Here is a 12,049-nt window from a genome sequence, read left to right as displayed (position 1 = left end):
CCCCCCTCGGCATTCTCGCTGTGGCGCAACAGGCCGGGTACGGCCCACACGGGCACCCCGTCTCCTTCCCTGCGCCGGGAGGGTCAGTGCCCCAGCGCGGCTTTGGCGGCCACGATGACCAGGCCGAGCAGCAGATTGACGACGCCCTCGCCCACCGCCATCCGGTGGGACGCGCCCGCCCGGATCGCACCGAGGGTCGCCCAGGCAACCTGCTGGGCCACCGCGACGGCCAGCGCCAGCCAGGCCGTGCCGGACGGATCGAGGCCGAGTACCGGGCTGAGCGCCACCGCCACCGCAGGCAGCACCGCGGCCTCCGCGATGGACCACTCGTGCCGGGCCACCCGCCGCAACTCCCGGCGGTCGATCGGCCGGCCGACGACCCGTTCGCCGGCGATCTGCGCGTACACGTGCGCCACCCAGAAGACCACGCCCGTGACCAGCAGCAGTGCGAGCAACTGGAGCCGCGGGAAGTCGCCGGCGGTACCGGCGGTGGCCACGACGGAGGCCGCGAGCAGGGAGCCGTAGACCGCACCCGCGTAGTCCGTCCGGCCGGGGTCGAGCCGCTCCTTGTGCACGCGGTGCCCCGTCGGAGCCGGAGAACTGGTCACCCGACCCAACATAGGGGCCTGAACCAGACATTCCGGTGAGCGGCACCGACCGGACGCCTTGGCGCGCCCGGCCCGGGTACCCGGAAGGCGTTCACCACGGGCTGCGGCGGCGCCTGCCCGTAACCGGAACCCGGATCGCATCGCTGCCGCCCATGTCCGTTTCCTTCCGGGTCCTGGCTACCTGTCTACCGCCAGCCCCGTAGTGTGGAGGAGCTCCGGCAGTTGACCGACGCCGCCGAGGCGGAGTGCCTCTCCGGCTACGGGTGTGACGGCGACGAGCATTGGACGCCGGCAGCGGTCCGGGAATGGTGGCGCGACCGAGGCCGGATCCGGGAGTATCTGGCGGACCGGCGCGGTGCATGGGAGGCCGACGACGAGAAGTCGGGCAGGGCACTGCCGCCGCCGCCCGCGACTACGCCACGTACCTCGACGGTGAGCTGGCCGCGCACCTCCGCGCTTATCTCTTCTGGCTCGACGAGCGGCATCCTCCGACGCCGACGGACCGGCTGCCACGGCTCTAGCCGTGGCCAGTGAAGCGTCAGTCGGGCGGCTCGCTCGTGGGCGGGGTCGCTTTGTCGGTCGCGTCGTCGGGGCGCCGGGATTTCTCCGTGTCGACGTCTTTGGTGGGGGCGGCTCCGGCCCCGCGCCGGTCACCGGCCTTCTTGCCGGTCTTCGGGGGCGCGCCTTTACGGTCGCCACTCGCCTGCTGGTCCTGCATGTCGCGGGGGATGCTGCCCCGGTGCCGGTGGGTCATGACGGCCGGTCCTTGCCGGTCCTGCCCTTGCCGGATCGCTTGCCCCCGGCGTCCTGGCCTCGTCCCTGTACGCCTCCGAGGGCATCGCCGCGTGCGGTGCCTCCTTCGTTCTGGTAGCCCTCTCGGGCGCTGGCCGTTCCTGGAACGGAGCGCTCACGCGGGCGGCTCTCCTGGCCCGAGTGCGCCCCGGGTTCCTCGTCGCTCCGCGCTCGTTCGTAGGGATCGGAACTGGCCTTCTTGCGCTTGTCCCGGGCCATTTCGCCCACCTCCCGTTCGTACGGTTCTTCCGCCGACCCGCCGAGGACACGACGGGGCCTGCTGAGTACCCCCATGCCGGACAAACATGTGCCCAGATTTGGCTGATGTCCCGGCGGGGACGAAGGTGAAGCCGCCTGCGTTGTCCTCGCCCGGATACCGCCTTCGGCCCCGTCGTGCACCGGCTGGGAGAGTGAGCCGCCGTGGCCAGGGACGCAACCGATCGTTTTCCAGATTGGCCAGGATTTTCTCCGTATTCCTCTCAACGAATGGGGTTCACCGTGTGGTGTATGTGTCCTCGGAACCGGTGGAATGCCGTGGTTGCCGGTGTCGCCACAATCGGCCTCGTGGGCCTGCTCACTACTCCGGCCGCCCCTGCGTCCCACGACCGCCGTGCGATCTCCGAATGCCTGGGAAAGGAGGACGGCTACGACCACGGGCTCCTGCAGAACAACAGGGAATGGGCGCGGTCCGAGAACCGCCACCTGGGGTACGCCAGGTATGCGACATGCCGTTTCGTCATCACGCACAGGTCCCGGTACGTGGACCTCGGCCAAAAAGCGGTGTCGGACACCTACGGCGCCTGTACCGGCCCCGCATGGAGTGTCGAACTGCTGGTCAACGAGTCCGTCGCCAGGTCGAAGGCGATGTCGCGGGAGAGGGAGAGGGTCAGGAAGCGGGAGCGGTCGATCGAAAGGAACGTCTCGGGCTTGATCTCGGCGGCCATCGCGGACGTGCTGGACATCAGCCTCCTGGGCGACGACGTCACCGTAGCCCGTCTGGAAGGCGAAGAACACGCACAGCGGCGCGGTGAGACCACGGAGTGGACCGACACCAGGACCGACGAGAAGAAGAACATCGTCAGCATCCCCGAGGGGAAGAGGGTCTATCTCCAGTCCGCCCCGTGGCTCCAGAGGAGCTCCGGCTACCTGGAGATGAGCTACTGGCACGGCGCGTCCGGCGGCCGCAGCAGGACCGTGAAGAAAATCGACCTGACGACCCACACCCCGGTCCTGAGAGCGAACAAAAAGCCGCGCATGGATTACCAGACCCGGTGGATGGAGTGCCCCAAGAAGAAGCAGGCGCAGGCTGCGCCGACGGCCGAACCGAGCGCAACCGCAAGTGCCTCCACCGCGCCATAGGGGAGGCCAGTACGCCTCGCGATCGCCGAACTCACCAGCCTGCTCGCCCCGGGCGACAGGCTGCGCTGAGGCCGGGCAGGGCGGATCGTCCGGCCGGATGCGGATCAGGGCAGAGTCCGGGTGAAGCGCTGCACGGCAACACCGAGCAGGTCACGGCCGCTTCTTGCGCGGCCGGGAGTGGTGGGAACACTCCAAGACCGGCTCGTGATCATTGTTCCTGGCAGGGCCTCTGCCTGAGTGCGTGCAGGCGCAGACTTGCAGGGCGCGGTGGCCCGGCTGGCCGCCGCCTTCCCGTCCCGGCCGACCCAAGGACTGCCATCGTGAACGAGCGCGTTCTCACTCCCCGCAATCGGGGCTTCCTCTTCCTCGACTCCCACCCGGCCGGGTGCGGACAGCTGGTGGCCGACATGTGGCAGGCATGCCCCGACCCTGTCGGTGTGCCGGAGGGCGACGGGCCGGTGGCGCTGGTCGTCGGTTCCTCTGCCGGATACGGTCTCGCGGCCACGCTCGCCGGACTCAAGCGCGCCGGTATCCGCGGTATCGGCGTGTGCTTCGAGAAGGCCCCCACCGCGCGGCGTACCGCGACGGCCGGCTGGTACCGCACCGCCGCCACCGCCGACATCGCCCGCACTGTCGGGCGGGACATGGTCTTCCTCAACGGCGACGCGTTCTCCGACTCGATGAAGGACCAGGTCGCCGACCTCATCGAGCAGCGTTTCGGCGGCCGGCTGGACTACCTGATCTACTCGGTGGCCGCGCCCCGGCGTACCGATCCCGCCACCGGCACCACGTACGCCTCGGTCCTCAAGCCGATCGGCCGGGCCAACCGCACCAAGACCCTTGTCTTCGACGACGAGGGTGTTCCCGAGGTCCGCGAGGTGGAGACTGAGCCGGCCGAGGGCGACGACGTGGAGCAGACCGTGGCCGTGATGGGCGGCGCGGACTGGGAACGCTGGATCGACCACCTCGCCGGGCGGGGACTGCTCGCCGACAAGTTCGCCACCGCCGCGCTGTCCTACATCGGCTCGTCGCTGACGGCGGCGATCTACCGGCAGGGCACCATCGGCGCGGCCAAGGCCCACCTGGAGGCCACCGCCCGCACCCTGAACGAGCGGCTCGACAAGATGGTGGGCGGGCGGGCCGTGACCTCCGTCAACGGTGCCGCCGTCACTCAGTCCTCCACCGCGATCCCCGGCATCGCCCTGTACACCGGCCTGCTGCGCGGCGTCCTCGGAGACGGCCTCGTCCAGCCGATCCACCAGCTCGCCGCCCTGTGGGACCAGCTCACCGGCGCCGCCCCGCTCGCCCTGGACGACGAGGGTCGTATCCGTCTGGACACCTTCGAAATGACCGACGACGTCCAGGCGGCCGTCGCCGAGCGCTGGGAGACCGTCACCACGGCGACCATCGCCGACCTGGCCGACCTCGACTGGTTCCGCGCCGAGGTCCGACGCCTCTACGGATTCTCCGTGCCCGGCATCGACTACACGGCGCCGGTCGCCACCGACGTCCCCTGGCCCGGCCACGCCTCCTGACACGCGGCTTTAACGGCTTACTGGCGGATCAGTTCGTGGAAGCGGGTCACCAGTGGGTTGGTCGTGTTGCGGCGCCAGACCAGGAAGTTGGAGGTGGTGGCGCCGGCGAGCGGCCGCGGGGTGACGCCGGTGCGGTGCAGCACCCGGTAGGAGTCGGCGAGCACGGCGGCGCCGAAGCCGGCGGCTGCCAGCGCCAGGAGCGTCTGCACCGTGCGGGCCTCGGCGGCGACTCGCGGGATGACCCCGGCCTGTCGGCACAGGGCGGCGATCTCGTCGTACGACAGCGGTGAGGCTTTCCGCGGCCACAGGACCAGGGGGACGTCGCCGAGTGCGGTGAGCGGCAGTTCGCCGTCGCCCGCGCCCAACGGGTGTGCGGCGGGAAGAAAGAGGGTGAGGGGCTCGCGCCACCACTCGCGTACGGCGAGTCTTTCGTCCTGCGCGGGCAGCCGCTGCACGGCGAGGTCGCAGCGGCCTTCCAGCACTTCGGCCGACATCTGGGCGTCGTCGAAGCTCTCCACCAGGCACAGCTCGACGTCGGGGAGCGTCTCGCGGACGGTGCGCAGGGTGGCGCCGAGCGGGCCGTTGATCCCGGAGCCGGCGAAGGTGATGGTCAGCCGTCCGCGCAGCCCCTGTGCGGCCAGTCGTACGTCCTCCCGTGCGGCCCGGGCTTCGGCGAGCATCACCCGGGCGCGGGCGAGCAGCGCCTCGCCCGCCGCCGTGGGGGTCATGCGACGGTTCTCGCGGTGGAAGAGCGGGGTGCCCAGGTGGCGTTCGAGGTCGCGCAGCTGGCGGCTGAGTGTCGGCTGGGTGAGGTGCAGGCGCTCGGCGGCGGCGACGAGGGTGCCGGTCTCGGCGACGGCTACGACGTAGCCGAGGACCCTGAGCTCCATGTATGCCTCCTGGGCAGGGATTTCCTGCTTAAGACTGCCTTGCAGGCAAAACAGTGCGCGGCCAGGGTGGATCACGTCAAGCAGTCGGCATCAGAGAAACGAGGACCCCATGACCACCTCCATCCGGCCCACCGCACTCGACACCGTCGAGGCGTACGTCGCGGCACTCGGCCGCGGCGACATGGAGGCGGTGTTCGCTCTGCTCGACCCGGAGGTGGAATGGTTCGTTCCCGGTGACGCCGCGCTGGTTCCCTGGGCGGGGCGGCGCACCGGGCACGCAGCGATGCGCGCGTGGTTCCCTCTGCTCGCCGGTGCGGGGGAGCGGAAGGACTTCGAGCTGTACGGGATGGCGGTGCTCGGTTCGGACCACGTCCTGGTGAACGGCCGGTTCGTCTTCCGTATGCACGCCACCGGGGCGGTCTACGACGACGAGTTCGTCATGCGCTTCACCGTCCGCGACGGGCGCATCACCGCATACCGCATCTACGAAGACTCCCTCGCGCTCGCCCACGCCTACCGGGGCTGAAAACCCGTCCTCCGGGGGAGTAGCGGAGGGCAGGGTTCGAAAATCATTCCTGCGGATATGTATGCGAATTTCGCTATGAATACGCATATGAACGTATTGTCGGCCCCATGGGTTCCGCCGCTACATTCTTCGTAGCAGCGAACCTCCCTGCACCAGGCGGGAGTTACGTCTGATGCAGGGCTGGTTCTCCCTCCCAGTAATGAGGAGAAGCTCATGAAGAAGGCGTACGAGGCTCCGACCCTGGTCCGGCGCGGCGACTTCCGGACCGAGACCGGTCTGCTGCAGTTCCGCGGCAACGACCGTCTCGTCCTCAGCAAGAACTGAGGCAGGGCAGCTGATCGCACGCCATGGCGTCATCGCCTGATCAGGCGAGGGCGGGCTGCGGTGGCGCGTACTTCACGGTCCTGCCGGACTGTGAGGGCGCGCGGGCCGCGGCCCGTTCTCTGCCCCGCCGCCCCGGAACGCGCACCCTCGACCACCCCTCCCGCAGGCCCTGGATCACCGGCCACTGGGCCGATGACGAGTGCATCGCCGTCACCACCCGGCGTACCGCCCTCGCCGTACTGGGCTGCTGCCCCGTCGACGCCGAGGTACTCCGGCGCCACGCCGACCGGTTGACCGACCTCGCCCAACTGGACGGCCTCGCCCGTACCCTGCCCGGCAGCTTCCATCTCGTGGCCTCCCTCGACGGCCGGGTCAGGATCCAGGGCACGGCCTCCGGCCTGCGCCTGGTCTTCCACACGTCGCTCGGGGGCCTGCAGGTCGCCGCCACCGACGCCCGGATCCTCGCCTGCGCCACCGGTGCCGATCCGGACCCACGCGAGGTGGCCGTCCGCCTGCTGTGGCCCGTTCCCCACCCCCTGTACGAGAGGTCCGTCTGGCAAGGCGTCAGCGCCGTGCCTCCCGGTGAGGCCCTGTACCTGTCGGCCGACGGACGTACCACCCGCACGTCCCGCTGGTGGACGCCGCCCGAACCGGTGCGCGCCCTCGCCGACGGCGCGCCGCTGGTCCGCCAGGCGCTCACGGACGCGGTCGGCGCCCGTACCCGGCAGGGCGGTGTCGTCAGCTGCGACCTCTCCGGGGGCCTGGACTCCACGTCCGTCTGCTTCCTGGCAGACCGTTCCCCTGCCCGCGTGGTGGCGAGCACATGGCCCGGCCGCGACCCGGCCGACGACGACCTGGACTGGGCCAAACGCGCCGCAGGACACCTGCCCGAGGTCGACCACGTCGTCTGGGACGCCCAAGCCTCGCCGCTCGTCTACACCGACCTTCTGGACATCGACGATCCCATGGACGAGCCGACCATCGGTGTGATGGACCGGGCCCGGGTACTGCACCACCTGCCCGGCCTGCGGGAGCGCGGCAGCAGGCTGCACCTGACCGGCATCGGCGGCGACCACATCGCCTGGTGCTCGGAGGCGTACTACCACCGGCTGCTGCGCCGCCGGCCGCTGTTCGCGCTGGGCCGGTTGCGCGGCTTCAAGGTCCTCTTCACCTGGCCGCTGTCCGGCATGGCGTGCGCCCTGGCCGACTCCCGGCCGTACGACCGCTGGCTCGCCCACGCCGCCGGTCGCCTGCGCGACCCCCTTCCCGGCCCGGTCAGCGGGACGCTGGGCTGGTCGGCGCCGCCCCGGTTGTTCGACTGGGTCAGCGACGACGCCGCCGCGCTCGTCCACGACGCATTGACCGACGCGGCGGCCGACGCCCGGCCGTTGCATCCCGACCGCGGACTGCACACCGACCTGGAGGCCATCCGCACCTGCACGCGCATCGTCCGCCAGTGGGACTCCATGACCTGCCGCGCGGGCCTGCCCATGGCCTCGCCCTTCTTCGACGACCGGGTCATCGAGGCGTCCCTGGCCGTCCGTCCCGCCGACCGCGTCACCCCGTGGGCGTACAAACCCCTGCTGACCGCGGCGATGCGCGGCATCGTCCCCGACGAGTGCCTGAGCCGCACCAGCAAGGCACAGGCGTCGATGGACGCCGCCGACGGGCTGCGCGAGCACCGCGGCGACCTGATGGCCCTGTGGGAGGACTCCCACCTGGCCCGGATGGGGCTGGTCGACCCCGCCCTCCTGCGCGCCCTGGCCCACCGCCCGAACGCCCCCGGCCTGAAGGACGCGATCCTCTACTCCACCATCGCCTGCGAGGTGTGGCTGCGGAGCCTGGCCCGCGGCACCAGCCACGATGCACCACAGCGACCGGCCTAGAAGAACTGCAGAGCACGTGGCACGAAGCACCGGCAGAGAAGCCCGAGAAAAGGGGTACGGCACATGGCACTGCGGCTCGGCGCCGACGTCTGCACCGCCACCACCGAGTACGGCACCATCCTGCTGGACCAGCGCAGCGGCGCGTACTGGGAGCTCAACCCGACCGGCACCCTCGTCGTGCGCACCCTGCTGGAAGGCGGCGACGAGGAGGACGCGGTGGGCGCCCTCGTCGCGGAGTTCGACATCGACCAGGACCAGGCGGCCCGGGACGTCGCCGCGCTGACCGGGCAACTGCGCACCAGCGGGCTGGTCTCGTGAGCACACCCGGCGCCCTGGCCCGCCCGGCCGGCGTACCACTCGGGCACCGCCTGGCCGCCCGCGCCGTTCTGCTGCCCGCCCTGATGCTGGCCCGGCTGAGCCCCCACCGCATCCGTGCCCTGCTGACCGTCCTGAGCCGGGGCGCCACACCGGCCGGCCGCGACCGGGCGCAGGCCGCCCGGGACGCGGTGTGCGCGGTCAGCCTGTACTGCGCCGGCCCGCGGGGATGTCTGCCGCGCTCGGTGGCCGCCGCGCTGGTGTGCCGTCTGTGGGGCGTGTGGCCGACCTGGTGCGCAGGGGTCCGGGTCGTGCCGCCCTTCGCCGCTCACGCCTGGATCGAGGCCGGAGGACGGCCGGTGGGCGAGGGCGTACCCGACGACTACTTCAGCCGCCTGCTGACCGTGGCGCCCCTCGGGCGGAACGCGCCGTGACGAAGCAGCTCACCACAGAGGCCGGACCTCGCCCCGTCGAACCGGGCACCCCCGTGCCGGACCCCGCGGCGGGCGACCGCCACGCGACCCCCCGCGCGCTGGCCACCATGGTGCGCCTGACCGCCGGGCACCGGCCCGCCATCGCCGTCGCCTGCGCGCTCAGCCTGGTCGCCTCGGCCATGGGACTGGCCCAGCCACTGCTGGCCCGGCAGGTCGTCGACGCCGCGGGCCACGGCCCCGTCGCCTGGCCCCTCCTGCTCCTGGCCGGGCTGTTCGTGGCCGAAGCCGTGACCGGCGCGGTCGGCCGCTTCCTGCTGGAACGCATGGGCGAACGCGTCATCCGCACCCTGCGCCACGGCCTGGTCGCCCACCTGCTCCGCCTCGACATGCGCGAGTACGGCCGGCACCGCAGCGGCGACCTGATCTCCCGCGTCACCGCCGACACCACGGTCATCCGTGAGGCAACCGCCCAGGCCCTGGTCGACCTGGTGACCGGGCTGCTCGTCTCGGCCGGGGCCCTGGCGCTGATGGCCTGGCTCGACCCCGTCCTGCTCCTGCTGGTCGCCGCCACCGTGGCCGCAGCAGCCGTCCTCGTCACCTCACTGCTGTCCGGCATCCGCGGCGCCGCCGAACGCACCCAGGGGGCCATCGGCGGCATCGCCGCCGACCTCGAACGGGCCCTCGGCGCCCTGCCCATGGTGCGGGTCACCTGCGCCGAGGACCGCGAGGCGGCCAGGATCGGCACCCGCGTCGACAGCGCGTACCACGCCGGAGTGGACACGGCCAAGCTGGCCTCCTTCATGAGCTCCGCCGTCGAACTCGCCGTCCAGGGCTCCTTCCTCGTGGTCCTGGTCATCGGCGGCATGCGCGTGGGCGACGCCGACTCGCTCGGCGAACTGCTGGCGTTCCTGCTCTACGCCTCCTACCTCGTCGTCCCCCTCTCGTCCGTCTTCCGGGCCGTCGGCCTCCTCCAGCGGGGCATGGGCGCCTACCACCGCGTCGAACAAGCGCTGTCCCTGCCCCGAGAGACCACCGGAACGGGCGGAACCGCTGGCACGGGCGGAACTATCGGAACGGGCGGAGCCACCGGAACCGCCGGCACTGCCGGCGCCCGGCGCAACGCCCCGGCCACGACCGGACCTCCTGACGCCCTCACGCTGCGCGACGTCCACTTCGGCTACCGCCCCGGCCGGCCCGTGCTGCGCGGGGTATCGCTCTGCGTACCGCACCGCGGCCAGGTCGCGCTCGTGGGCCGCTCCGGGGCCGGCAAGACCACGATCTTCTCCCTCGCCGCCCGCTTCTACGACACCCAGGCCGGCGTCGTGCTCTTCGACGGAAGGCCCGCATCGGAGCTGACCCGCCGGCAGTGCCGCGAGCGCATCGCGCTGGTGGACCAGAACACCCACGTCCTCCACGGCACCCTCTGGGACAACATCACCTACGCGGTGCCGGACGCCGGCGTGGCACAGGTCGACCGCGTGGTGCGGCTGGCCAACCTCACCGACGTCGTCGAGCGCCTCCCCGGCGGCCTGGCGTGCGTCCTGGGCGAACGCGGGACGACCCTCTCAGGGGGCGAGCGCCAGCGCGTGGCCTTGGCCCGCGCCCTGCTCACCCGGCCGTCGCTGCTCCTGCTGGACGAGCCGACCTCCCACCTGGACGCGATCAACGAGGCTGCTCTCAGCCAGGTGATGCGGGACATCTCGCGGGAGTGCGCGCTGCTGGTCATCGCCCACCGCCTCTCCACCGTGCAGAACGCCGACCGCATCTACGTCCTCGACGCCGGATGCGTGATCGCCTCCGGCACGCACGACGAACTGTTGCTGAGCAGCACCGCCTATCGTGAGCTGGCCATCGCACAGACGCTGCGGGAGGCAGACGAAAAGGGCGGCACGCGGTAGCAAGGGGCGGCCGGGTGCTCAGGTGGGCGCTGGTTGCATGGCGAGGCCGGCGATCGGGTCGGGGGTGGTCACCGGCCCGCTTCCGGTTGCCCGGCGGCCGGCTCGTCGTCGGCGAGTTCGGCGAGGGCCAGGACGGTGGCGTGCTGCTCGGCGCTGAGACCGAGCGGTTGCTCGCCCCGTTCCTCGGATGCGATGTAGAGGTGACGCTGGCCTTCAGCCCAGGCCCGTAGCAACTGGCGGCCCTCGTCCGGGGTGACGTCGAGGGCGGCGGCGGCCTGGTTCCAGGTGGCGCCGAGCTGCAGGGCGTCGCGGATGTGGGCGCCACGGCCGTACTCCATCTCGCGGCGGACGGCCTCGCGCAGCGCGAGCACCGCGAGGGCGTCGTCAGCGGTGCCCCGTTCGGCCTCTTGCTGGAATTCGGCGGGGAGCAGGCGATTGGTCAGCCGGTCGGTGTGCGTCTGGTGCTTCTCGGCCAGCCACATCAGCGGTGTGGCCGGCGGGACGTCGCCGGGCCGACACACCTGGAGTTCCCGCCAGTGCTTGTACGCATCGGCGCTCATGCGCCCTCCTTGGCGCTCGCAGGGAGCCAGTGCTGAGTCCGGGGTATTGGCCAGTACCGGCAATACCCCGGACTCAACACACACGATCGGTGATGGTTACGCCCGGTTCACCCGTACGACCGGCCTGGGCGCCTCGGGAAGCAGAGCTCGGGGTCGGGCAGCGGCAAGATCACCTTTAGGGTGTTCCGCATGCAGTTTCCTGTACATGCCCTTGCCCACCGGCCATTGACAGCCAGGTCCGTTGCCGAACTAGTGGGTCTGCCGGCCGCGTCCCCCATCTCCGACGACTTCGACGCGGTCGAAGCCGAAGCACAGCGGCGGGGGTGGTGCTGGGAGGAAAGCCTGGTCTGTGAGTCCTTCCGCACCGCGGACCAGCATGTGCTGTGTTCCGACTCTGCCAGCCCGTTCGGGAACCCGGACGCACGGACCTTCCTGGTCTTCGGAGAGCTGTACCCCGTCGACCCGCACGACGAACGCATGGCCAACGGATCGTGGCTGTACGGCCTCATGGACCGCTGGCAGGAGCAGCCCGGCTGGAGCGGCCGCAGGCCATCCACAGCCCAGGACTGTGAAGCCGTACTCGCGCAGGCAGCGCAGGCGGTGAGCGAACACCTCGGCGCGCCCCCTGAGCGAACGATTTCGTCCTCCGAGACGGTGGCGGCCGGGCCCGCACTGACGCACCGCATCTGGCGGACCCGCACGCACGCTCTGATACTCGGGCCGGCAGCCGACAATGGCCCCTACGGCTACCTCACCCACTTGCAGCTGTCCTGCACCCCCCTCACCTGTGGCCCCGATCTGCCCCCCACAGACGACGAGGACGGCCTGGAGAGCTGGATCACCGCACACATCGACTGGTGACGCCGCCGGCCCGGGGCCGACCGGGATCCGACGCCGGACGCCAGCTCGACACACCCTGGAG

At 71.3% G+C, this 12,049-nt stretch carries 14 protein-coding genes; 10 read left to right on the top strand and 4 right to left on the bottom strand.

Translation table 11 applies throughout. The features are described from left to right. Positions 1-83 precede the first annotated feature (83 nt). The gene (locus IE182_RS05840; RefSeq protein ID WP_373303507.1) at positions 84-608 is read right to left on the bottom strand and encodes a hypothetical protein; all 525 of its coding nucleotides are present in this window, start codon (positions 606-608) and stop codon (positions 84-86) included. Positions 609-967: 359 nt separating this feature from the next. Here IE182_RS05840 and IE182_RS31895 point away from each other — a divergent pair, with 359 nt between their 5' ends. Further along, the gene (locus IE182_RS31895; RefSeq protein ID WP_229844605.1) at positions 968-1,129 is read left to right on the top strand and encodes a hypothetical protein; all 162 of its coding nucleotides are present in this window, start codon (positions 968-970) and stop codon (positions 1,127-1,129) included. 17 nt (positions 1,130-1,146) lie between these two features. On the opposite strand, the gene IE182_RS05830 is transcribed toward IE182_RS31895, so the two are convergent. Further along, complete coding sequence (locus IE182_RS05830) at positions 1,147-1,362, bottom strand: hypothetical protein (RefSeq protein WP_190108542.1); 216 nt, start codon at positions 1,360-1,362, stop codon at positions 1,147-1,149. Positions 1,363-1,964: 602 nt separating this feature from the next. Here IE182_RS05830 and IE182_RS05825 point away from each other — a divergent pair. Then, positions 1,965-2,759 carry a hypothetical protein gene (locus tag IE182_RS05825; protein ID WP_190108541.1) on the top strand — a complete coding sequence of 265 codons (795 nt, stop codon included), beginning with the start codon at positions 1,965-1,967 and terminating at the stop codon, positions 2,757-2,759. 320 nt (positions 2,760-3,079) lie between these two features. Further along, the gene (gene fabV, locus IE182_RS05820) at positions 3,080-4,294 is read left to right on the top strand and encodes an enoyl-[acyl-carrier-protein] reductase FabV (protein ID WP_190108540.1); all 1,215 of its coding nucleotides are present in this window, start codon (positions 3,080-3,082) and stop codon (positions 4,292-4,294) included. A 17-nt stretch (positions 4,295-4,311) separates the two neighbouring features. Here the strand turns inward: fabV and IE182_RS05815 are convergent, their stop codons facing one another. Beyond that, positions 4,312-5,184 (bottom strand): LysR family transcriptional regulator, encoded by an 873-nt coding sequence (locus IE182_RS05815; RefSeq protein WP_190108539.1) that lies wholly within the window; start codon positions 5,182-5,184, stop codon positions 4,312-4,314. A 109-nt stretch (positions 5,185-5,293) separates the two neighbouring features. Here IE182_RS05815 and IE182_RS05810 point away from each other — a divergent pair, with 109 nt between their 5' ends. The 6 genes from IE182_RS05810 to IE182_RS05785 all read left to right on the top strand — a co-directional run bounded on the left by IE182_RS05810 (position 5,294) and on the right by IE182_RS05785 (position 10,567). Further along, complete coding sequence (locus tag IE182_RS05810) at positions 5,294-5,710, top strand: nuclear transport factor 2 family protein (RefSeq protein ID WP_190108538.1); 417 nt, start codon at positions 5,294-5,296, stop codon at positions 5,708-5,710. A 213-nt stretch (positions 5,711-5,923) separates the two neighbouring features. Next, entirely contained in the window at positions 5,924-6,034 is a 111-nt protein-coding gene (locus IE182_RS05805; protein ID WP_190108537.1) for a keywimysin-related RiPP, read from the top strand. A gap of 23 nt (positions 6,035-6,057) precedes the next feature. Then, positions 6,058-7,920 carry a lasso peptide isopeptide bond-forming cyclase gene (locus tag IE182_RS05800; protein ID WP_190108536.1) on the top strand — a complete coding sequence of 621 codons (1,863 nt, stop codon included), beginning with the start codon at positions 6,058-6,060 and terminating at the stop codon, positions 7,918-7,920. Positions 7,921-7,983: 63 nt separating this feature from the next. Next, positions 7,984-8,238 (top strand): lasso peptide biosynthesis PqqD family chaperone, encoded by a 255-nt coding sequence (locus tag IE182_RS05795; RefSeq protein ID WP_190108535.1) that lies wholly within the window; start codon positions 7,984-7,986, stop codon positions 8,236-8,238. Continuing rightward, positions 8,235-8,669 (top strand): lasso peptide biosynthesis B2 protein, encoded by a 435-nt coding sequence (locus IE182_RS05790; protein ID WP_190108534.1) that lies wholly within the window; start codon positions 8,235-8,237, stop codon positions 8,667-8,669. The genes IE182_RS05795 and IE182_RS05790 overlap by 4 nt, the downstream gene beginning before the upstream one ends. A 107-nt stretch (positions 8,670-8,776) precedes the next feature. Beyond that, complete coding sequence (locus IE182_RS05785; RefSeq protein WP_190108770.1) at positions 8,777-10,567, top strand: ABC transporter ATP-binding protein; 1,791 nt, start codon at positions 8,777-8,779, stop codon at positions 10,565-10,567. A 68-nt stretch (positions 10,568-10,635) separates the two neighbouring features. Here IE182_RS05785 and IE182_RS05780 read toward each other — a convergent pair whose 3' ends face one another. Further along, positions 10,636-11,127, bottom strand: a complete 492-nt coding sequence (locus IE182_RS05780; protein WP_190108533.1) for a hypothetical protein — start codon at positions 11,125-11,127, stop codon at positions 10,636-10,638. 225 nt (positions 11,128-11,352) lie between these two features. On the opposite strand from IE182_RS05780, the gene IE182_RS31890 reads away from it, so the two are divergent. Beyond that, complete coding sequence (locus tag IE182_RS31890; protein WP_229844604.1) at positions 11,353-11,988, top strand: hypothetical protein; 636 nt, start codon at positions 11,353-11,355, stop codon at positions 11,986-11,988. Positions 11,989-12,049: the final 61 nt, after the last annotated feature.

The organism is Streptomyces cinnamoneus (assembly GCF_014650495.1).
Classification (GTDB): domain Bacteria; phylum Actinomycetota; class Actinomycetes; order Streptomycetales; family Streptomycetaceae; genus Streptomyces; species Streptomyces cinnamoneus.
Note: the sequence above shows the minus strand (reverse complement) of the source record. Positions and strands in the feature narration are given on the sequence as shown.